General features: G+C 70.1%; 20 protein-coding genes. 15 read left to right on the forward strand and 5 right to left on the reverse strand.

Features of this window, described 5'->3' with window-relative positions; translation table 11 throughout:
* Positions 1-232: 232 nt before the first annotated feature.
* The 4 genes from CG740_RS16625 to CG740_RS16640 all read left to right on the forward strand — a co-directional run bounded on the left by CG740_RS16625 (position 233) and on the right by CG740_RS16640 (position 3,843).
* Entirely contained in the window at positions 233-886 is a 654-nt protein-coding gene (locus CG740_RS16625; RefSeq protein ID WP_100575919.1) for a response regulator transcription factor, read from the forward strand.
* A 5-nt stretch (positions 887-891) separates the two neighbouring features.
* The gene (locus CG740_RS16630) at positions 892-2,133 is read left to right on the forward strand and encodes a sensor histidine kinase (protein ID WP_100575920.1); all 1,242 of its coding nucleotides are present in this window, start codon (positions 892-894) and stop codon (positions 2,131-2,133) included.
* Positions 2,134-2,527: 394 nt separating this feature from the next.
* The gene (locus CG740_RS16635) at positions 2,528-2,824 is read left to right on the forward strand and encodes a DUF4193 domain-containing protein (protein ID WP_100575921.1); all 297 of its coding nucleotides are present in this window, start codon (positions 2,528-2,530) and stop codon (positions 2,822-2,824) included.
* A gap of 11 nt (positions 2,825-2,835) precedes the next feature.
* On the forward strand, positions 2,836-3,843 hold the full coding sequence (locus CG740_RS16640) for a hypothetical protein (protein WP_100575922.1): 1,008 nt from the start codon (positions 2,836-2,838) through the stop codon (positions 3,841-3,843).
* A gap of 39 nt (positions 3,844-3,882) precedes the next feature.
* Here CG740_RS16640 and CG740_RS16645 read toward each other — a convergent pair whose 3' ends face one another.
* Positions 3,883-4,341: a DUF3093 domain-containing protein gene (locus tag CG740_RS16645; protein WP_100575923.1), complete on the reverse strand. Its 459-nt coding sequence runs from the start codon at positions 4,339-4,341 to the stop codon at positions 3,883-3,885.
* A 57-nt stretch (positions 4,342-4,398) separates the two neighbouring features.
* On the opposite strand from CG740_RS16645, the gene CG740_RS16650 reads away from it, so the two are divergent.
* The 8 genes from CG740_RS16650 (at position 4,399) to CG740_RS16690 (ending at position 12,060) form a co-directional block, all read left to right on the forward strand.
* On the forward strand, positions 4,399-4,983 hold the full coding sequence (locus CG740_RS16650) for a PaaI family thioesterase (RefSeq protein ID WP_100575924.1): 585 nt from the start codon (positions 4,399-4,401) through the stop codon (positions 4,981-4,983).
* Positions 4,980-5,513: a dUTP diphosphatase gene (gene dut, locus CG740_RS16655; RefSeq protein WP_100575925.1), complete on the forward strand. Its 534-nt coding sequence runs from the start codon at positions 4,980-4,982 to the stop codon at positions 5,511-5,513. Before CG740_RS16650 ends, dut begins: the two co-directional genes overlap by 4 nt.
* A gap of 1 nt (position 5,514) precedes the next feature.
* Positions 5,515-6,291 carry a DUF3710 domain-containing protein gene (locus CG740_RS16660; protein WP_100575926.1) on the forward strand — a complete coding sequence of 259 codons (777 nt, stop codon included), beginning with the start codon at positions 5,515-5,517 and terminating at the stop codon, positions 6,289-6,291.
* A 257-nt stretch (positions 6,292-6,548) separates the two neighbouring features.
* Complete coding sequence (locus CG740_RS16665) at positions 6,549-7,301, forward strand: ABC transporter ATP-binding protein (RefSeq protein WP_100575927.1); 753 nt, start codon at positions 6,549-6,551, stop codon at positions 7,299-7,301.
* 168 nt (positions 7,302-7,469) lie between these two features.
* On the forward strand, positions 7,470-10,013 hold the full coding sequence (locus tag CG740_RS16670) for a sensor histidine kinase (protein WP_100575928.1): 2,544 nt from the start codon (positions 7,470-7,472) through the stop codon (positions 10,011-10,013).
* A 103-nt stretch (positions 10,014-10,116) separates the two neighbouring features.
* Positions 10,117-10,809: a response regulator gene (locus tag CG740_RS16680; RefSeq protein WP_100575929.1), complete on the forward strand. Its 693-nt coding sequence runs from the start codon at positions 10,117-10,119 to the stop codon at positions 10,807-10,809.
* 108 nt (positions 10,810-10,917) lie between these two features.
* Positions 10,918-11,316, forward strand: a complete 399-nt coding sequence (locus CG740_RS16685) for an OB-fold nucleic acid binding domain-containing protein (RefSeq protein ID WP_100575930.1) — start codon at positions 10,918-10,920, stop codon at positions 11,314-11,316.
* A 3-nt stretch (positions 11,317-11,319) separates the two neighbouring features.
* Positions 11,320-12,060: a DUF3159 domain-containing protein gene (locus CG740_RS16690; RefSeq protein WP_100575931.1), complete on the forward strand. Its 741-nt coding sequence runs from the start codon at positions 11,320-11,322 to the stop codon at positions 12,058-12,060.
* A gap of 142 nt (positions 12,061-12,202) precedes the next feature.
* On the opposite strand, the gene CG740_RS16695 is transcribed toward CG740_RS16690, so the two are convergent.
* Together CG740_RS16695 and CG740_RS16700 are read right to left on the reverse strand one after the other, a co-directional pair.
* Positions 12,203-12,871 carry a potassium channel family protein gene (locus CG740_RS16695; protein ID WP_053725471.1) on the reverse strand — a complete coding sequence of 223 codons (669 nt, stop codon included), beginning with the start codon at positions 12,869-12,871 and terminating at the stop codon, positions 12,203-12,205.
* Positions 12,871-13,539, reverse strand: a complete 669-nt coding sequence (locus tag CG740_RS16700; protein ID WP_100575932.1) for a potassium channel family protein — start codon at positions 13,537-13,539, stop codon at positions 12,871-12,873. The genes CG740_RS16695 and CG740_RS16700 overlap by 1 nt, the downstream gene beginning before the upstream one ends.
* A gap of 228 nt (positions 13,540-13,767) precedes the next feature.
* On the opposite strand from CG740_RS16700, the gene CG740_RS16705 reads away from it, so the two are divergent.
* Positions 13,768-15,813, forward strand: a complete 2,046-nt coding sequence (locus CG740_RS16705) for an APC family permease (protein ID WP_100575933.1) — start codon at positions 13,768-13,770, stop codon at positions 15,811-15,813.
* A gap of 184 nt (positions 15,814-15,997) precedes the next feature.
* Entirely contained in the window at positions 15,998-17,374 is a 1,377-nt protein-coding gene (locus CG740_RS16710) for a class I SAM-dependent RNA methyltransferase (RefSeq protein WP_100575934.1), read from the forward strand.
* A gap of 246 nt (positions 17,375-17,620) precedes the next feature.
* Here the strand turns inward: CG740_RS16710 and CG740_RS16715 are convergent, their stop codons facing one another.
* The gene (locus tag CG740_RS16715; RefSeq protein ID WP_100575935.1) at positions 17,621-18,154 is read right to left on the reverse strand and encodes a hypothetical protein; all 534 of its coding nucleotides are present in this window, start codon (positions 18,152-18,154) and stop codon (positions 17,621-17,623) included.
* 794 nt (positions 18,155-18,948) lie between these two features.
* On the opposite strand from CG740_RS16715, the gene CG740_RS16720 reads away from it, so the two are divergent.
* Positions 18,949-19,935 (forward strand): hypothetical protein, encoded by a 987-nt coding sequence (locus CG740_RS16720; protein ID WP_234376294.1) that lies wholly within the window; start codon positions 18,949-18,951, stop codon positions 19,933-19,935.
* A 69-nt stretch (positions 19,936-20,004) separates the two neighbouring features.
* Here CG740_RS16720 and CG740_RS39675 read toward each other — a convergent pair whose 3' ends face one another.
* The gene (locus tag CG740_RS39675) at positions 20,005-21,405 is read right to left on the reverse strand and encodes a hypothetical protein (protein ID WP_159030307.1); all 1,401 of its coding nucleotides are present in this window, start codon (positions 21,403-21,405) and stop codon (positions 20,005-20,007) included.
* Positions 21,406-21,541 lie beyond the last annotated feature (136 nt).

A 21,541-nucleotide genomic window follows, 5' to 3' on the forward strand; every position in this document is an offset into this window, starting at 1 on the left:
CGTCCTCCCCAAGCCCACTCTCAAAGAAACCTCAACTGCCGCCCCAATCCTGTTCATTCCCGCACCGGCCGCCCTCCTCGGCCGGAAACCGCAGGTGGGCGGCGGGCCCCGGCCCGGCACCGTCTTACCGCCGGTTTATGGCCGTAAGGGGCAGGATGGAAGCTCACAGTCACTGGTTCAGTGCACAGATCTGCCCGCGCTCGACGCGGGTCCCTAGGGAAGGAAATGCGCCGTGCGCGTACTCGTCGTCGAGGACGAGCAACTGCTCGCCGATGCGGTGGCCACCGGACTGCGCCGGGAGGCCATGGCCGTCGACGTCGTGTACGACGGCGCCGCGGCCCTGGAGCGGATCGGCGTGAACGACTACGACGTGGTCGTGCTCGACCGGGACCTCCCGCTCGTCCACGGCGACGACGTCTGCCGCAAGATCGTCGAGCTGGGCATGCCCACCCGGGTCCTGATGCTGACGGCCGCCGGGGACGTGAGCGACCGGGTCGAGGGCCTGGAGATCGGCGCGGACGACTACCTGCCCAAGCCCTTCGCCTTCACCGAGCTGACCGCCCGCGTCCGCGCGCTCGGCCGGCGCACCACCGTGCCGCTGCCGCCGATCCTGGAGCGGGCCGGCATCAAGCTCGACCCCAACCGGCGCGAGGTGTTCCGGGACGGCCGGGAGATCCAGCTCGCGCCCAAGGAGTTCGCCGTCCTGGAGGTGCTGATGCGCAGCGAGGGCGCCGTGGTCTCGGCCGAGCAGCTCCTGGAGAAGGCCTGGGACGAGAACACCGACCCGTTCACCAACGTCGTCCGGGTCACCGTCATGACCCTGCGGCGCAAGCTCGGCGAGCCCCCGGTGATCGTCACCGTGCCGGGCTCGGGTTACCGGATCTGACGGCGATGGCCGCCACCCCGGCGCCACCGACCGCGCCCCCGAAACCCACCTGGGACCCGAAGTCGACCGAGCCGCCCTTCCCGTGGCTGCGGCCGACCATCCGCATACGCCTCACGCTGCTCTACGGCGGCATGTTCATGATCGCCGGGATACTGCTTCTGTCGATCATCTATCTGCTGGCGGCCAGCGCCCTGCGCGCGGGCAACGAATTGCCCGTCCAGTTGGCACCGGGTGGCAGGTTCACGTCCAACGGCACCTGCTCGGGCCTGGTCGACGGCATGACGGCCGACCAAGCCAACATCGCCCTCAAGGCGTGCTTCAGCGCCCAACGCCAGCACGCCCTGGACAACCTCCTCAGCCGCTCCCTGCTCGCCCTGGTCGGCCTGAGCGTCATCGCGTTCGCCTTCGGATACGCGATGGCCGGCCGCGTCCTGTCGCCGCTCGGCCGGATCACCCGTACCGCCCGCCGCGTGGCCGGCACCGACCTGACCCGGCGGATCGAGCTGGACGGGCCCGACGACGAGCTCAAGGAGCTCTCCGACACCTTCGACGAGATGCTGGACCGCCTGGAGCGGGCCTTCACCGCCCAGCAGCGGTTCGTCGCCAACGCCTCGCACGAGTTGCGCACCCCGCTGGCGATCAACCGCACGCTGCTCGAAGTGCACCTGTCCGACCCGGGCGCTCCCGTGGAGCTCCAGCAGCTCGGCAAGACGCTGCTCGCCACCAACGAGCGCAGCGAGCAGCTCGTGGAGGGCCTGCTGCTGCTCGCCCGCAGCGACAACGAGATCGTCGACCGCAAGCCCGTCGACCTCGCCGAGGTCGCCTCCCGCGCCATCGACCAGGCCCGGTCCGAGGCCGAGGCCAAGGGCGTCGAGGTGCGCGGCGAGCGCGCCCCGGCCGTCGTCCAGGGCAACGGCGTCCTCCTGGAGCGCATCGCGCTCAACCTGGTACAGAACGCGGTGCGGTACAACGTCGCGGAGGACGGCTGGGTCGAGGTGGTCACCGAGCTCAAGGACGGCCATGCGACCCTGCTCGTGACCAATACCGGGCCGGTGGTCCCGGCGTACGAGATCGACAACATCTTCGAGCCGTTCCGGCGGCTGCGCACCGAGCGCACGGGCAGCGACAAGGGCGTCGGCCTGGGTCTGTCCATCGCCCGGTCGGTCGCGCGGGCCCACGGAGGCCGTATCATCGCGGAGCCCCGCGAAGGCGGCGGCCTCGTGATGCGTGTCACCCTGCCGGTCTGAGACGCTGCTCGAAGCCGTTTTGGCAGTTCGCTTTGCGCGGAATTTTCGGGAACTGTTCCTGTGGCTTTCATGTGTGATCAGTCACAGGTGCAGACTTTCGGCCACCTACTCTCCGTGATCGATAAATCCCCTGGAATCCCGGGAAAAGTCCGGGTTTCCAGGGGGTGAGATCACGGGAAGTACACGAGGTGGCGCTGGTGAAGTGCGACATTAGGACCGTGTACGGTCCCGATCGCCATCCAAGACGATCACTCTTGAGGAGTGCGGTTGGGTGTCGATTGAGTAACAGACCTTGATGTGAGGCAAAATCTCCGCCTCAGGTCGGGCACAAGTCCGGCCTCTCACGCGTTACGTGCGCTGAGACACCGCAACTACCCAAGAGGGGGAGAGCGACATGGCAACGGACTACGACACCCCACGCAAGACCGACGACGACGTCGATTCCGACAGCCTTGAAGAGCTGAAGGCCCGGCGTAACGACAAGTCCACCTCGACCGTCGACGTCGACGACTTCGAGGCCGCCGAAGGCATGGAACTGCCCGGCGCGGACCTGTCCAACGAAGAGCTCGCCGTCCGCGTCCTGCCCAAGCAGGCCGACGAGTTCACCTGCATGAGCTGCTTCCTCGTGCACCACCGCAGCCAGCTGGCCCGGGAGAAGAACGGCCAGCCGATCTGCCGCGACTGCGACTGAGCAGGCAAGCCGTGACAGGCGCGAAACCGCCCCGGAAGCGACCGTTCCGGAGGAAGGGTGCCCCGGGTTCCACCGAGGCCCCCCAGGGCGGCACAGGCCCGGCAGAAGGCGTGGAAGCCCCCGCCGAGCCGGACCGTCTCCCTGCGGTGAGCGCGGTCGAGGGTGCACGTGACGCCGAGCGGGGCCAGCAGGCCTCGCTCGAAGCAGCGCTCACGGCACCGGAGCCGGCACAGGCGGGGCCCGCGGCCGGGGCCCGGCGCCTCGACGCCCTGCGCAGGGGCGCTCTGGAGAAGGGCGTTCCCGCCCTGAAGAAGAGCGTTCCGGTGCTCAAGAAGGGCGTACGCAAGAGCGGCGAGGGCATGAAGGCCTCGCTCGGCCACCTTGCCGACCGCGTCATCGACGTCGCCCCCCGCATTCCCGTGCGGGACCTGGCGACGTTGCGCAGGCAATTCCCGGGCCTGGGCCCGGAGGAGATCGCCGACAAGCTGATCGCCGGCGCCGCCAACGGCACCTCCACGGTCGGCGCGGGAGTCGGCGCGGCCGCGATGATGCCCGTCCCGCCCGCGATGCCGGCGGAGCTGGCCGCGGAGATCACCGGCGTCGCCGCCATCGAGCTGAAGCTCATCGCCGAGCTGCACGAGGTCTACGGGATGCGACCGCCCGGGAACCTCAAGGAGCGTTCCATGGCGTATCTGACGTCCTGGACCGAGGAACGCGGCATCGACGTCACCAAGCCGACGACGCTCAACTTCGCGCTCGGCGGCCAGATGAAGCGCGAACTGCGCCAGCAGATCATGAAGCGCATGGTCCGCAACCTGCCGAACCTGACGCCGTTCATGGTCGGCGCGGCCGTGGGCGCCGTCATGAACCGCCGCGACACCAAGAAGCTCGCCGGCCACATCAGGAAGGACCTGCGCGAGCGCCAGGTGCCCTGGGACGCGCTGCCCGAGCTGCCCGCCCTGGAGCAGCCGGAGAACCCCCTGCCGCAGGGCCCCGGTCCCAAGGAGCTCGGCCACTGACCGGCCGCCCGCACCGCCGACGGCGCCCCGGGCGAGGCCTCAGGCCGCGCGGACCGCGTTCAGGGCCGCCTTCAGCGCCTCGGGGTCACGGGTCGAGAGATAGGCGTACGGAGTCGGGTCCGCCGGATCCGTGATCTCCACCTTCACCGCCGTCGGGATGTAGGCCCGCAGCAGCATGAACGCCCGCGGGTCCGCCTTGTGCAGGCGCCAGGCCCGCGCCTCCTCGGCGTCCAGGACCTCGGCCTCGCCCAGCGCCCGGACCGGAATGCGGGCTTCCCCCGCGACCAGGGTCTCCGGGAGCACCCGGATCCGCACCGAGCCGTACGAGCTCACCACCACCCACGACACCGCCGTACCGCCGACGAACCCGGCCAGCATCGGCAGCGTGCCCACCGGCAGCAGCATCAGGGCGCACGCGAAGCCGACCAGCAGGGAGATGAACCACCAGGAGCGGGGCGCGGTGAGGCGTTCTGCGTACTGCGGGGCATTGGGCTGCATGGAAGCTAGCTTGGCACGGCGCGACCTGCCGCTTGACCGCGGGTAAGGTCTGCGCCTGTGACTGCTACATCTGCGTCCCTGACGCCCCCGGCCGACGCCATAGCGCCGGTGCGGCACCCCGAGGCGCCCGCACCCGGCGAACTGCTCGGCGCGCACTACGGGCACTGCTTCGGCTGCGGCGAAGGACAGCCCCATGGACTGCACCTGGCCGCCCGGGCCGGCGAAGGCGTGACCGTCACCGCCGAGTTCACCGTGCGGGAGGCCCATCAGGGCGCCCCGGGCCTCGCCCACGGCGGGGTCCTCGCCACCGCGCTCGACGAGACGCTCGGCTCCCTGAACTGGCTGCTGCGGGTCATCGCGGTGACCGGCCGCCTGGAGACGGACTTCGTCCGCCCGGTCCCGGTCGGCACGGTGCTGCACCTGGCGGCCGAGGTCACCGCGGTCGCCGGCCGCAAGATCTACTCCCGGGCCACCGGCCGCATCGGCGGTCCCGAGGGACCCGTGGCGGTCCGGGCCCAGGCCCTCTTCATCGAGGTGAAGGTGGACCACTTCATCGACAACGGACGTCCGGCCGAGATCCAGGCCGCCATGTCCGACCCCGACCAGGTCAGGCGCGCCCGCGCCTTCGAGGTGAACCCGTGACGCGTGAACCCGTAGATGTCCTCATCCGCCGAGTCGACCCGGAGGTGCCGATTCCGGCGTACGGGCACCCGGGCGACGCCGGAGCCGATCTGGTGACCACCGAGGCCGCCGAGCTCGCGCCGGGCGAGCGGGCGGTCCTGGCGACCGGCGTCTCGATCGCGCTGCCCGACGGCTACGCGGCCTTCGTGCACCCCCGTTCCGGGCTCGCCGCCCGCTGCGGTGTCGCCCTGGTGAATGCCCCGGGGACGGTGGATGCCGGGTACCGTGGAGAGATCAAGGTGATCGTGGTCAACCTCGACCCGCGCGAGAGCGTGCGGTTCGAGCGTTTTGACCGCATTGCCCAACTGGTCGTCCAGCAGGTCGAGAAGGTGCGCTTCCACGAGGTGGCGGAGCTTCCCGGCTCGGCGCGGGCCGAGGGGGGCTTCGGGTCCACCGGCGGTCATGCCGCCGTGGACGGTTCGGCCGCCACTGGCGGCACTGCGGGTGGGAATCGATACGCTTCGGTCGTATCCGACCGGGAAGGACAGTGACGTGTTCGGACGTCGCAAGAAGAGCGGTACCGCCGAGGACTCGGCGGGCGAGGCCGAGCAGGTTGTCGAAGGCACCGGGGCCGATGAAGCGGCCGGGGCCGATGACGAGGCCCGGGTGCGCAGGGTGAACCTGCCGCCGGCACCCCGTCCGGACGGGCCGTGGGACGTCTCGGAGGTGACCGAGCCCGGCGAGGGCCGCGTCGACCTCGGCGGTCTCTTCGTCCCCGGAGTCGAGGGCATGGAACTGCGGGTCGAGGTCGCGGGCGACGCGATCGTGGCGGCCACGGTCGTCCTCAACGACAGCGCGGTTCAGCTGCAGGGCTTCGCGGCGCCGAAGAAGGAAGGCATCTGGGGCGAGGTCCGCGAGGAGATCGCCTCCGGCATCACCCAGCAGGGCGGCGTCATCGACGAGGTCGAGGGCCCGCTGGGCTGGGAGCTGCGCGCACAGGTTCCGGTCCAGCTGCCCGACGGGACCAACGGCGTCCAGCTGGTGCGCTTCGTGGGCGTCGACGGCCCGCGCTGGTTCCTGCGCGGGGTCATCTCCGGCCAGGGCGCGGTGCAGCCGCAGGCCGCCGGGCTCCTGGAGACGATCTTCCGTGACACCGTCGTGGTGCGCGGCGAGGGCCCGATGGCGCCCCGCGACCCGATCGTCCTGAAGCTCCCCAACGACGCCCAGATGGTGCCCGAGGGCGTGCAGCAGGAGGACCAGGAGGGCTCGCGCTTCTCCGGCGGCATGGGCCAGCTCCAGCGCGGCCCCGAGGTCACCGAAATCCGCTGACCTCCCCCTTTTGTGTCCGATGGGCCGCGTTCCGTATCCGGGGCGCGGCCCATCGGCCTAGCCGGGGCCATCCGTTCCGCCTGCCCGTGTCCGCACGTGCGGCCGCTCGCCGCAGCGCCCGGCGGGCACGGTTGCCCGCGCGACCCCCGCCCGCCCGGGCAGGGCGGGCAGACCTCCCGCGATCCGTTGCCCGGCGTTGCGCAATCCACCCATACTGGCGCCCGGTCGCGCACACGTACGCACGGGGGAGACAACGCATGACGCGGGGCACCAGGGGACAGGGCGGCACGGCCGTCGTGGGCGAGCGGCCGGGCGGGCCGATGCTGCGGGTCGAGGACCTGCACCGCTCGTACGGGAGCGGCGCCGCCGCCGTGCACGCGCTGCGCGGGGTCTCCTTCGAGGTGCCGCGCGGTGAACTCGTCGCCCTCAAGGGGCGCTCGGGCTCCGGCAAGACCACGCTGCTCAACCTGCTCGGCGGCCTCGACCGGCCCGACGCGGGCACGGTCACCGTCGACGGCACCGACATCGTGGGCCTGGGCGAGGAGGGTCTGCTCGCCCTGCGCCGCGACCGGATCGGCTTCATCTTCCAGTCCTTCGGCCTGATCCCCATCCTCAGCGCCGCCGAGAACGTGGGCGTCCCGCTGCGGCTCAAGAAGACCGACCCGCGCGAGCGCGAGGAGCGCGTCGCCCTGCTGCTCTCCCTCGTCGGCCTGGGCGACCACGCGGCGCAGCGCCCCGGCGAGCTCTCCGGCGGCCAGCAGCAGCGCGTGGCCATCGCCCGGGCCCTCGCCAACCGCCCCGCGCTGCTCATCGCGGACGAGCCCACCGGCCAGCTCGACGCCGACACCGGGCTCGCGGTGATGGAACTGCTGCGCGCCGTCGTCCGCAGCGAGGGCGTCACCGCCCTGGTCGCCACCCACGACAGTCAGCTCCTCGGCTTCGCCGACCGCGTCCTGGAACTCGGCGACGGACAGCTCGTCGACCACGGGCCACGGCCGGCCGGCGGCTGAGCGCCGGAGCGGGCGCCGGCGACGCGCGGGCGGCCGGGCGTCAGAATCGCGTCAATACGCGGCCCCCGCCCCACCCGCACCCCATATGCCGCGATTGTTGGCCGTAAGGTCGACGCAGAGTACACGGCTGCCTGCGTACGCGGCCGACTTCTGAAAGACAATGGGGCCATGGCACGCGGCAAGCTTCGGATCTACCTCGGCGCGGCACCGGGCGTCGGCAAGACGTACGCGATGGTCTCCGAGGCCCACCGCCGGGTGGAGCGCGGTACGGACTGCGTCGTGGCGTTCGTGGAGCACCACGGCAGGCCGCGCACCGAGGTCATGCTGCACGGCCTGGAGCAGCTGCGGCGGCGCGAGATCGAGTACCGCGGCGGCCTCTTCACCGAGATGGACGTCGACGCCGTCCTGGAGCGCGACCCCGCCGTCGCCCTGGTGGACGAACTGGCCCACACCAATGTGCCGGGCTCGCGCAACACCAAGCGCTGGCAGGACGTCGAAGAGCTGCTCGCCGCCGGGATCGACGTGGTGTCCACCGTCAACATCCAGCACCTGGAGTCCCTCGGCGACGTCGTCGAGTCCATCACCGGGGTGCGCCAGCGCGAGACGGTGCCCGACGAGGTGGTGCGCCGGGCCGACCAGATCGAACTCGTCGACATGTCGCCCCAGGCACTGCGCCGCCGCATGGCGCACGGCAACATCTACCAGTCCGACAAGGTCGACGCGGCCCTGTCCAACTACTTCCGCCCCGGCAACCTGACCGCGCTGCGCGAACTCGCGCTGCTCTGGGTCGCCGACCGCGTCGACGAGTACCTCCAGCAGTACCGCGGCGAGCACGACATCAAGTCGACCTGGCAGGCCCGCGAGCGCATCGTCGTCGGCCTCACCGGCGGCCCCGAGGGCCGCACCCTCATCCGCCGGGCCGCCCGCATGGCCGCCAAGGGCTCCGGCAGCGAGATCCTCGCGGTGTACGTGGCCAGGAGCGACGGGCTGACCTCGGCCTCGCCCAAGGAACTCACCGTCCAGCGCACCCTCGTCGAGGACCTCGGCGGCAGCTTCCACCACGTCATAGGCGATGACATCCCGGCCTCGCTGCTCGCCTTCGCGCGCGGCGTCAACGCCACCCAGATCGTGCTCGGCTCCAGCCGGCGCAAGGCCTGGCAGTACATCCTGGGCCCCGGCGTCGGACAGACCGTGGCCCGCGACTCCGGTCCCGACCTCGACGTCCACATCGTCACCCACGACGAGGTCGCCAAGGGCCGCGGCCTTCCGGTGGCGCGCGGCGCCCGGCTCGGGCGGGCCCGCATCGTGTGGGGCTGGGCGGCCGGGGTCGTGGGGCCCGCCCTGCTCACCGTGCTGCTCACCAACGTCGACGCGGACCTCGGGCTCGCCAACGACATGCTGCTCTTCCTGAGCCTGACGGTGGCCGCCGCCCTGCTCGGCGGCCTGGTGCCGGCGCTCGCCTCGGCCGCCTTCGGCTCGTTCCTCCTGAACTACTACTTCACCCCGCCCGTCCACAAGATCACGATCGCGGATCCCAAGAACATCGTCGCCATCGTCATCTTCGTCCTGGTCGCCGTCTCGGTGGCCTCGGTCGTCGACGTCGCCGCCCGCCGCACCCACCAGGCCGCCCGGCTGCGCGCCGAATCCGAGATCCTCTCCTTCCTCGCCGGCAGCGTCCTGCGCGGCGAGACCAGCCTGGACGCCCTCCTGGAGCGGGTCCGCGAGACCTTCGCCATGGAGTCGGTCGCCCTGCTGGAGCGGGCCGGGGACGTCGAGCCCTGGACCCGGGCGGGCAGCGTCGGACCGCATCCGGTGGCCCGCCCCGAGGACGCGGACGTGGACATGCCGGTCGGCGACCACATGGCGCTCGCCCTGTCCGGGCGCGTCCTGCCCGCCGAGGACCGCCGGGTGCTCGGCGCCTTCGCCGCCCAGGCCGCCGTCGTCCTGGACCGCCGCCGCCTGGTGGGAGAGGCCGAGGAGGCCCGCAAGCTGGCCGAGGGCAACCGCATCCGCACCGCGCTGCTCGCCGCCGTCAGCCACGACCTGCGCACCCCGCTCGCCTCCATCAAGGCGGCCGTCACCTCACTGCGCTCCGACGACGTCGAATGGTCCGAGGAGGACCGCGCCGAGCTCCTCGAAGGGATCGAGGGCGGCGCCGACCGCCTCGACCACCTCGTCGGCAACCTCCTCGACATGTCCCGCCTCCAGACCGGGACCGTCACCCCGCTCATCCGCGAGATCGACCTGGACGAGGTCGTGCCCATGGCGCTCGGCGGCGTCCCCGAGGACAGCGTCGTCCTGGACATCCCCGAGACGCTGCCCATGGTCGAGGTCGACCCGGGCCTCCTGGAGCGGGCCGTCGCCAACATCGTCGAGAACGCCGTCAAGTACAGCCCGCTCGACAGCCCCGTCACCGTCGCCGCGAGCGGCCTCGCCGAGCGCGTCGAGATACGGGTCACCGACCGCGGCCCCGGCGTCCCCGACGCCGCCAAGGACCGCATCTTCGCGCCCTTCCAGCGCTACGGGGACGCCCCGCGCGGAGCCGGCGTGGGCCTCGGCCTGGCCGTCGCCCGGGGTTTCGCCGAGGCCATGGGCGGCACCCTGGCGGCGGAGGACACCCCCGGCGGCGGCCTCACCATGGTCCTCACCGTCCGCGCCGCCCCGGGACCGGACCGGGCCCCCGCCGACCTGTCCGCGCAGGTCACCTCATGAACCCCACCGCACCGCCGGTCCCCGCACCGTCCGTCCCCGCACCGTCCGTCCCCGCACCGTCAGCCACCGCACGGTCGGCCCCCGCAGAAGGCAGGTATCCCAGATGACCCGGGTGCTCGTGGTCGAGGACGAGCCGCAGATCGTGCGCGCGCTCGTGATCAACCTCAAGGCACGGAAGTACGAGGTGGACGCGGCCCCCGACGGCGCGACCGCCCTCCAGCTCGCCGCCGCCCGCCACCCCGACGTGGTCCTGCTCGACCTGGGCCTGCCCGACATGGACGGCGTCGAGGTCATCCGGGGCCTGCGCGGCTGGACCCGGGTCCCCATCCTGGTGCTCTCCGCCCGCCACACCTCCGACGAGAAGGTCGAGGCGCTCGACGCGGGCGCCGACGACTACGTCACCAAGCCCTTCGGCATGGACGAGCTGCTCGCCCGGCTGCGCGCCGCGGTCCGCCGGGCCGAGCCGGTCGGCGGCGGGGAGGGCGCCGACGACCTGGTGACGGTCGAGACCGAGGGCTTCACCGTCGACCTCGCCGCCAAAAAGGTCAACCGCGACGGCCGAGACGTACGCCTCACGCCCACCGAATGGCACCTCCTTGAGGTCCTGGTCCGCAACACCGGCCGCCTGGTCAGCCAGAAGCAGCTGCTCCAGGAGGTGTGGGGGCCCTCGTACGGCACCGAGACCAACTATCTGCGGGTCTACATGGCCCAGCTGCGCCGCAAGCTGGAGGGCGATCCCTCGCACCCGCGCCACTTCATCACCGAGCCGGGCATGGGCTACCGCTTCGAACGCTGATCCCATCCGCCCCTGCCGGACCGGCTCGCACCCCTGGTGTATCCCCGCCCTGTACGTGCTGACCACACGCTTTGATCCGGCGGGGGAGTACCCCGGTACGCTTTCTGTATGAGTGCTGACCTTCGTACCGAGAAGCCCGCGGGACGCTTCCGGCGGATGCTCGACCGGCTGTCCACCTCGCAGGAGGACCTGCACTCCGCGGAACTGCAGGAGGACACGCAGGCCACGGGGTGCACCCGCATCTCCGAGTGCAGTGACCGCCAGATAGTCAAGGTGACTGGTACCTTGCGGACCGTCACCCTGCGCCCACGGGCGGGTGTGCCGGCGCTGGAGGCCGAGCTCTTCGACGGCACCGCCCCGCTGGACGTGGTGTGGCTGGGACGGCGCTCGATCGTGGGCATCGAGCCGGGCCGCAAGCTCATCGCTTCGGGCCGGATCTCCCTGAGCCACGGCCGCCGGGTCCTGTTCAACCCCAAATACGAACTCCGACCGCTCGGACAGGAGTAGCCGGTGACGTCAGTCGACAAGCCGACCACCACCACCCCCACCACCACTGCGCCCGCCGACGCGAAGGCCGTCACCGAGGCCGCGCTCTTCGAGGCGTTCGGCGGGGTGCGCGGCATGGTGGAGACGGTCCTGCCGGGACTGCTCTTCGTCACGATCTTCACGATCAACAAGGACCTGCACACCTCGGCGATCGCCGCCCTAGCGGTGTCGCTGCTGCTCGTCGTGGTCCGCCTGGTCCGCAGGGACACCATGAAGCACGCCTTCAGCGGTGTCTTCGGCGTCGCCTTCGGCGTGGTCTTCGCGATGATGACGGGCAACGCCAAGGACTTCTACCTGCCGGGCATGCTCTACACGCTCGGCCTGGCGGTCGCCTACATCGTCACCACGCTGTGCGGGGTCCCGCTGATCGGCCTGATCCTCGGCCCGGTCTTCAAGGAGAACCTGTCCTGGCGCACCCGCAACCCGGGCCGCAAGAAGGCGTACGCGAAGGCCAGTTGGGCCTGGGGCCTGATCCTGCTCGCCAAGTGCGCGATCCTGTTCCCGCTGTACTGGTGGGCCAACACCTCGCAGCTGGGCTGGATCCTGATCGCCCTGAAGATCCCGCCGTTCCTGCTCGCGGTCTGGCTCACCTGGGTCTTCCTCGCGAAGGCCCCGGCGCCGATCGACGTCTTCGCCGAGATGGAGGCGGAGGAAGCGGCCGAGAAGGCCCGCAAGGCCGCCGCGCGCGGCGAAGCCGGCACGTAACCCCTCTGCCCGGTAGGTGACCTGCCGGGCACCCGACTCCCTGCCGGCGCACAACTCCCTCGCCCGGTACGTGACTTCGTACCCGGCACGGCGAAGGGCCCGGAACCATGACGGTTCCGGGCCCTTCGTGCGTCCGGCGGGATCAGCCCTCGCGGCGGACCGAGAGGAGGTCCTCCAACTGCTCCTCGCGGGCCTGCGCGGCCACGAACAGAAGCTCGTCGCCCGCCTCCAGGGTCTCCTCCTGGCTCGGCGTCAGCACCCGCGTGCCCCGGATGATGGTGACCAGCGAGGTGTCCTCGGGCCAGGCCACATCGCCGACCTGCGTGCCCGCGAGCGCCGACTCCGGCGGCAGCGTCAGCTCGACCAGGTTGGCGTCCCCGTGGCTGAAGCGCAGCAGCCGGACGAGATCGCCGACGCTCACCGCCTCCTCGACCAGGGCCGACATCAGACGCGGCGTCGAGACGGCGACGTCCACACCCCACGACTCGTTGAACAGCCACTCGTTCTTCGGGTTGTTGACCCGGGCCACCACCCGCGGCACCCCGTACTCGGTCTTCGCGAGCAGCGAGACGACCAGGTTCACCTTGTCGTCGCCGGTGGCCGCGATGACCACGTTGCAGCGCTGGAGCGCCGCCTCGTCGAGCGAGGTGATCTCGCAGGCGTCCGCCAGCAGCCACTCGGCGAGCGGCACCCGCTCCACCGAGATGGCGGTGGGCGCCTTGTCGACCAGGAGCACCTCGTGCCCGTTCTCCAGGAGCTCGCCCGCGATGGAACGCCCCACCGCGCCGGCCCCGGCAATCGCCACGCGCATCAGTTGCCGCCCTCCTCGGGACCCTGGGCGAACGCCGCCTCGACCTTCTCGACCTCGTCCGTACGCATCATGACGTGCACCAGGTCGCCCTCTTGCAGGACCGTCTGGGACGTCGGAAGAACCGCTTCGCCCAGCCGGGTGAGGAACGCGACGCGTACGCCGGTCTCCTCCTGCAACTTGCTGATCTTGTGGCCGATCCAGGAGGTCGAGGTGTGCACCTCGGCCAGCTGCACGCCACCGCTCGGGTCGCGCCACAGCGGCTCGGCGCCGGACGGCAGCAGCCGCCGCAGCATCTGGTCCGCGGTCCAGCTCACCGTGGCGACCGTGGGGATGCCCAGGCGCTGGTAGACCTCGGCGCGGCGCGGGTCGTAGATCCGCGCCGCCACGTTCTCGATGCCGAACATCTCGCGCGCGACCCGCGCCGCGATGATGTTGGAGTTGTCACCGCTGGAGACCGCCGCGAACGCGCCGGCCTCCTCGATGCCCGCCTCGCGCAGGGTGTCCTGGTCGAAGCCGACCCCGGTGACCCGGCGCCCGCCGAATCCGGAACCCAGCCGACGGAAAGCGGTGGGGTCCTGGTCCACCACCGCGACGGTGTGCCCTTGCTGTTCCAAGGCCTGCGCGAGAGCGGCTCCCACTCGCCCGCAGCCCATGATGACGATGTGCACGTCCCCTTACCCCGCACTCCTGGTCGCCCCGATGACCTGCGCAAACACCCTGCTCACTACTTCCTTCTCGGCTAGCCGGGCAACAGCGTGGCAACAGAAATCCACGTTGCCGCGAGACGAGCTTATGCGGCCCGCCCCGCGATGCACTCACGCAGTGCCCCCGGGGACCGCCGCGGGCGGGGGGAGGCGGGTGGGCCTTATTCGGACAGAGCGCTTACGATCCTCTGCGTGTCCAAACTGACCGACGTGCCCAAACGGATCCTGATCGGCCGGGCGCTGCGCAGCGACAAGCTGGGAGAAACGCTCCTCCCCAAGCGCATCGCACTTCCCGTCTTTGCCTCCGACCCGCTCTCGTCCGTTGCGTACGCACCCGGAGAAGTACTCCTGGTGCTCTCCGTGGCGGGTGTGTCGGCGTACCACTTCAGCCCCTGGATCGCCCTCGCGGTCGTGGTGCTGATGTTCACCGTGGTCGCCTCCTACCGGCAGAACGTGCACGCCTACCCGAGCGGCGGCGGCGACTACGAGGTCGCCAACACCAACCTCGGGCCGAAGGCCGGACTCACCGTCGCCAGCGCCCTGCTCGTCGACTACGTCCTGACCGTGGCGGTCTCCATCGCCTCGGGCATCGAGAACCTCGGCTCCGCGATCCCGTTCATCGTCGAGCACAAGGTGCTCTGCGCGGTCGCCGTGATCGTCCTGTTGACGCTGCTGAACCTGCGCGGCATGAAGGAGTCGGGCAAGCTCTTCGCGATCCCGACGTACGTCTTCGTCGCCGGCGTCTTCGTCATGATCGCCTGGGGCGCCTTCCGCGGGATCGTGCTCGGCGACACCATGAAGGCACCGACCGCGGACTACACGATCAAGGCCGAGCACCAGGGCCTCGCGGGCTTCGCCATGGTCTTCCTGCTGCTGCGCGCCTTCTCCTCCGGCTGTGCGGCGCTCACCGGCGTCGAGGCCATCAGCAACGGCGTCCCCGCCTTCCGCAAGCCGAAGTCGAAGAACGCCGCCACCACGCTCGCCCTGATGGGCGGCCTCGCCGTCACCATGTTCTGCGGCATCATCGCGCTCGCCATGTCGACCCATGTGCGCATGGCGGAGAAGCCCGGCGAGGACCTGCTGCACAACGGCACCCCGCTCGGCTCCGGATACGTACAGAACCCGGTGATCTCGCAGGTCGCCGAGGCCGTCTTCGGACACGGCAGCTTCCTGTTCGTCGTGCTCGCCGCGGCCACCGCGCTCGTCCTGTTCCTCGCGGCGAACACCGCGTACAACGGGTTCCCGCTGCTCGGCTCGATCCTCGCCCAGGACCGCTACCTGCCCCGCCAGCTGCACACCCGCGGCGACCGCCTCGCGTTCTCCAACGGCATCGTGCTGCTGGCCGGCGCCGCGGTGCTGCTCGTCGTCATCTACGGCGCGGACTCGACCCGCCTGATCCAGCTGTACATCGTCGGCGTCTTCGTCTCCTTCACGCTCAGCCAGACCGGCATGGTCCGCCACTGGAACCGCCACCTGGCCACCGAACGCGACCCCGCCAAGCGCCGCCACATGGTCCGCTCGCGCGCAATCAACGCGTTCGGCGCGTTCTTCACCGGCCTGGTCCTGGTGGTCGTCCTCGCGACGAAGTTCACCCACGGCGCCTGGGTCGCCCTGCTCGGCATGGTGATCTTCTACGGAACGATGACCGCGATCCGCAAGCACTACGACCGGGTCGCCGCCGAGATCGCCGCTCCCGACGAGCCCAGCGACGACAGCCTGCGGCCCTCGCGCGTGCACTCGATCGTCCTGGTCTCCAAGGTCCACCGCCCCACCCTGCGCGCCCTCGCCTACGCCAAGCTGATGCGCTCCGACCAGCTGGAGGCGCTCTCCATCTCGGTCGACCCGGTCGAGACGAAGGCCCTGAAGGAGGAGTGGGAGCGGCGCGGCATCAACGTACCGCTGAAGATCCTCGACTCGCCCTACCGCGAGATCACCCGGCCGATCATCGAGTACGTCCGCAGCCTGCGCCGCGAGAGCCCGCGCGACGCGATCAGCGTGTTCATCCCCGAGTACGTCGTGGGCCACTGGTACGAGCACCTGCTGCACAACCAGAGCGCGCTCAGGCTCAAGGGCCGCCTCCTGTTCACCCCCGGCGTCATGGTGACCTCCGTCCCCTATCAGCTGGAGTCCTCGGAGGCCGCCAAGAAGCGGGCCCGCAGGCGCGCGGACTGGAACGCCCCGGGCGCGGTGCGCCGCGGACCCGTGTCCCGCCCCAAGGAGCCGAGCAACAAGAGCTGAGCGGTACGGGTGCGGCGCGGGCGCGCTGTGGTGCGGCGCGCTGTGGTGCCGGGTGCCGTGCCGGTGCCGTGCCGGTGCCGCGCCGTGCCTGTGGCGGGCGGCCGGGCGATCCCCACGTAGACTGGTGGGCTGTTCGCCCGGCCGCCCGCCGTTTTCCTCCCCCCGACCCTGGAGTCACCCAGCCATGCAGCAGAACGCATCCGAGCCGTCGGCGTCGGCATCCGAGCCGTCGGCGCCCGAGCCGTCGCTGTCGTCGTTGGTCGGTGAGGAGTACGAGGTCGAGGTCGGCCCCGTCGCACACGGCGGCCACTGCATCGCCCGCACCGCCGAGGGCCGCGTCCTGTTCGTACGCCACGCCCTGCCCGGCGAGAAGATCGTGGCCCGCGTCACCGAGGGCGAGGAGGACTCGCGCTTCCTGCGCGCGGACGCGGTGCGCATCGTGGAGGCGTCCAAGGACCGGGTCGAGGCGCCCTGCCCCTTCGCGGGCCCCGGCAAGTGCGGCGGCTGCGACTGGCAGCACGCCAAGCCCGGCGCCCAGCGCCGCCTCAAGGGCGAGGTCATCGCCGAGCAGCTCCAGCGACTCGCGGGCCTGACCCCCGAAGAGGCCGGCTGGGACGGCACGGTCATGCCCGCCGAGGGCGACAAGCTCCCCGCCGGCCAGGTCCCGGCATGGCGCAGCCGCGTCCAGTACGCGATCGACGCGGAGGGGCGCGCGGGCCTGCGCAAGCACCGCTCGCACGAGGTCGAGGTCGTCGACCACTGCATGATCGCGTCCGAGGGCGTCTCCGAACTGGGCGTCGAGAAGCGGGAGTGGCCCTCGCTGGCCTCGGTCGAGGCGATCGCGTCGTCCGGCTCACACGACCGCCAGGTCGTCCTCACCCCGAAGCCGGGTGGCCGCCTGCCCCTGGTGGAGCTCGACAAGCCGGTCTCCGTGCTGCGAGTCGAGGAGAAGGACGGCGGAGTGCACCGGGTGCACGGCCGCGCCTTCGTCCGCGAGCGCGCCGACGGCCGCACCTATCGCGTCGGCATGGGCGGCTTCTGGCAGGTCCACCCGCAGGCCCCCGACACCCTGGTGAAGGCCGTGATGCAGGGTCTGATGCCGCGCAAGGGCGAGATGGCGCTCGACCTGTACTGCGGCGTCGGCCTGTTCGCCGGCGCGATCGCGGAGCGGGTGGGCGAGACGGGCGCGGTGCTCGGCATCGAGTCCTCCAAGCGCGCCGTCGAGGACGCCCGCCACAACCTGGCCGACCTGCCCCGCGTCCGCGTCGAGCAGGGCAAGGTCGAGCAGGTCCTGCCCCGCACGAAGATCACCGAAGCCGACCTGATCGTCCTGGACCCGCCCCGCGCCGGCGCCGGCAAGCAGACGGTCAAGCACCTCGCGGCCCTGGGCGCCCGCCGCATCGCCTACGTGGCCTGCGACCCGGCAGCCCTGGCCCGCGACCTGGCGTACTTCGCGGCGGCGGGCTACAAGCCGCGGACGCTGCGGGCGTTCGATCTGTTCCCGATGACGCATCACGTGGAGTGCGTGGCGATCCTGGAGCCGGTGGCGAAGGGCGGCTGACCTGCGGTTTTGCGTGCGCGCATTTTGTGCGGTGTGGGCGCTACAGGCGATATCTTGACGCTGAAATGACGCTCTCCGAGGCATCTTGACGCTCATTTGACGCTTGTTCTGATGGGGTGTCAGGTGGTGAGTAGTGCCTTGGTCCATCAGGATGCCGAAGGGCGGAGGGCTCCTTCTGTTAGAGCCCGCTGCTCTCAGGTGTGCCCCCGGCCTAAGCTCACTTCCCGGTGTTTCGAAAGTGCCCGCTCAGGAACTGAGGCTCTTGCGGCGGGCACGGAACGTGTACGTGGTGCCGTTCGCGTCCGTGTGGTAACCCCAACCGCCGGTGACCGCCAGGTCCCAACCGTCTTGCTTTCTCATCTTCGCGGCGAAGGTGCGACGGTCCTTGACGGAACATCCGCAGGCGAGGCGTATGTCGATGCTCACGTACTGGCTGCGGGTGTTCTGCTCACCGTCCGCCAGGCTCCAGTGGACGTCGTGGACGTGGTCGGCAAGGCCGGTTCGCTCCTCGTCGTGGACGATGCCGCGTGCCCGCGCGAACTCGTCCAGGTCATCGATCGCGAAGAGGTCGCTTCGCCACTGTCCGGGCCAGACCGCGAAGAGGCGGGAGGCACCAGCGACTGCGCGCTGATGGGCGTCGGGTCCCGCGCCCTGGGTGACTCGGCCGTCCTCGTGGACTTCGATGTAGCACGTGGTGTCCAGCGTGTACGGGAAGTCCTTCCCGGCGGCGGCAGCGCTTCTCGGTTCATGGCCCCCATCCCGCGGTGATCGTGAGGCCACGCTACGGCAGGGCGCGGGGCGGGGCTGCGGCCTTCCGAAGTTTTGCCAGCGGGCCGCCGCACGCCGCGGCGGCCTGGCGCGAATTAGGGCATAGAGGTCCGAAAAGGTTTAGATGAGCAACGAACTCCAGGCTGCTGACGGGTGACGAGAATCGAACTCGCGCTCTCAGCTTGGGAATCAACGGGTTCTGCGGCGCTGGCATGCTTTCTGACCTGCGAAAACGGGGTATCCAATGGCTCCTGGAGCGGGTCGGGTTGCACCGCTGTTGACCGGGGTCTTCCGGTCTGGAGGGCACGGCTGGGGCACGCCGTGTCCGATGCGGCCTGTTGAGGTGTGATGACCTCTCAGATCTGCTCCGTGGCGTGCGCGCGCTCGTGTGACGGGAGGGCCAGGTTGCGGGAGCAAGGGGCGCTCGCGAACGGGCCGTTTTCCCTCGCGGCATGGTCCGGTCCTGCCACGCTGTTCGTCGTGACGTACGTCGTGAGCGTGGAAACCCACATCCCGGAGGGCACTCCGGAGATGGACCCCCTGCAGCGTGCCGGCGCGGTGGCGATCCTCGAAGCCGGGCTCGACTCGGTGGAAGGCATCGAGGGCCCGGACGGGATGGAGGCCGACCTTCACGAGACGATCGTGGCCGTCTATCCAGGCGGTGCGCTACTCAAGATCTTCGTGGACGCTCCTGCGCTGGAGTTTGCCGAGGAGACGGTGCGCTCGGTGGTGGGGGAGCTGCTGGAGCGCTCCGAGCTGCTGGCCGAGTGGCGGTCGACGAGTGCGAGGTCCAGCTCCACTCTCACATGGCCCAGGAGAGCCTCGCCGCTGCCGACGGCCCGGACGCTCCGCCCGATGATCCGGCCTCCCGCAAGGCCCGCCATGCCGCACAGGCTGCCGCCCGGAGTGGCGGGGACGACTACGACGCGGAAGCAGATGCCGCGGCCACGCGTGACCGAATGCTGGCCATGGCGGCTGAGCTGCGCTCTTTCCCGCCTGTCATGTTCGGCGTACTTGATGACGAAGACGAAGAGGGCGAGGAGGAGGGCGACTTCGGCGCGTTGCCGGAGGATGCCAAGCTCGCGGCTGGCGCCTTGGTGTACGGAATGCACCTGTTGGTGGACGAACTCTTCCAGGATGTTCAGACGCTGACCCGGGAGCGAACCAACGTCGCCGAGTGCGAGCGGCCGTTCTGGCTGCTGGAAGAGCTGCCTGAGCGCTACGCCCTCCAGTACAACGCCCACTTTGCGCGCCGCTTCCCGGTGACCGCCATTGCAATGACCACTCGATTCACCAATGGCAGCTTCGGTCAGCTCAGTTGTGTTGCGGAGGAGCTTGCGCTCGGGCTCCTGCTGCGCGAGGCAGAGGTCAGTCTGGATGTGGTCGGTCTCCTTGACGCCGGAGCGTCGGACGCACTCGAATCGTTCGCTGCGAACGTCTTTGAGGACATGGACCACGAGGGGCTGTACGACGATTCGACGGACGGGATCGATGAGAGCCCCCGTAGGGGAGGCCCTCGGTATCGCACCCATGTCGATCGGCTCGTGGTTCAAGCCGTTCAACGAAGGCCGCTACGTGCACCCGTACGCAGAGGACGAGTCCGAGGCAACGTCCCGTTGACTGGGCACGGAGCAACTGGATGCGGATGTCCAGCCAAGTGCTGCCGGCCGCGCTGGACAGGCGGCTTTCGGATGTCCAGCGCGCCGACTCCGCCGTCCCACTGGATCACGGCATGTAAGGCAGGCGCGGAGGCTCCTGCGCTGCCAGCCCAGCTAGCTAGTGTGGACGTCTGACGCGAAGACGTTTTCCGGCGTTCGAGCACACGAAGGCTCGGGTCTGTGGAAGGAAGTTCCCTCTCCCCTTTAGGGGGTGCTGGTGGCCTCTGTCTTCGGAAGAATGCGCAGAGCCATGACGGTGCCGTCGTCGCCGAAGGAAATGGGACCCCACTCAGGGGCTGTTGTGCCGCTCGGAAAGGTGTTGCGCAGGTCGTACGCTCGACGCCTGTACGCTTCGACCTCGCCCGTGACGAGGAGCTGGTACAGCTCCTCGGCCATGCCGGAGAACGCTTCGACCCGAACCCGGTTGACACGGAACACCTGATCGGTCCCAACGAACCACGTCGAGCCGATCTTGTGCCGAGCGTCTCTGACGCTAGATGAGCCGGCAAACGTCTGCTGCTTGTAGTGCTTGTGGCCCTGATTGGCGGTCAGGTATCGGGAGATCTCGGTGCCCGCGCCGGCGAACGCCAGCTGTCCTGCGGCTCCGGTGCGCGCGAGCAATTGGCCGTACCAGCTGAGGTCCTCACGCGGAATGAGGAAGCCGTCCTGGAGCCGTTCTCTGCCGCCGCCGACGGCCGGTATCTTCACCGCGCCGGCATACTGAGGGTTCCTCTCCGATAGCACGGCATCCGCGCTCCCGCGCCCCTCAGTCGGCCTTGCGGGTAACAACCCCTTACCCGGGGCTTGCAGGGCGTTGACGGTGATGCCTTCCTTCGCGAGCAGCTCGGTGGACATCAAGAGGCACGGCGTGGTGTTCCACTCCGCGAGGTGGAAGTGTTCGGCGCGTTCACTTGCTCTGGCCAGCTGCTTGAATGCTGAGCGATCAGCTTTACCGGTGCGCTTGGTGGCGATCTGGTGGTTGCCGTTGACCGTGACTACGAAGACGCGGGATGGTTCACCAGGCCGCCACGCTTCGATGAAGAAGTCAGGTCGTGGCCGAGCGCCCAAGGTCGGGCGTGGGCCGGAGCGCGCGAATCCTGCCAGCAGTACGGCCTCCGCGTCCAAGATGGAGACCAGGTGATCTGGGAAGCGGTTCCGAACCGTGCGCTCCGCGGCAGCGAGTCCGAAGGCGCGTCCCAACTCCCTTGCTTGCATGGCTCTATAGGAAAGCTCTGGGCTCTGCCCTTCGTCGGTGAGTGCCAGATGGCCGCTAGCGCCAGCGGCCAGAGCCTGGCAGTACTTCAGCCCTTGCCAGTGTTCGGCCAGCCCTCTGCCGCGGCCCTGACGGGCCAGTGTGGTGGCCCGCGCAAAGGTTCCGAGTAACTGCCAGGGCGTGGCTATGACATCTTTCCGGTCGGCACCCAGGAGTGGCCCGAGATCGGGTTTGCGGGGCCAGTTCTCGGGCCCGTTCTGTTTCCGTGCGCGCTGTCGATCAATGGCGGAGGCCGCTTTGTCCGTGTCGGTTGCCAGGGTGGCGGTGGAGTTGATGTGAACTGGGAGCTGTTCGTTGAGCTGGGCGAGGATCTCTTCCATGGCTGCTGACATGGCTCTCCACGGTATGAGTGAGAGTGTGGGCGCACGCTAGTGCGCAGGGCGCTCGCGCTGGTCGATGAGTTGTGCGGTCCGGACACCCGCCCCGTGCTGAGACTCGTCTGACGAGCCCGTGCACGGGGCAGGGAGT

The sequence above is a fragment of the Streptomyces sp. CB01201 genome (genome assembly GCF_002803085.1).
In the GTDB taxonomy this organism is placed as follows: Bacteria; Actinomycetota; Actinomycetes; order Streptomycetales; family Streptomycetaceae; genus Streptomyces; species Streptomyces hundungensis.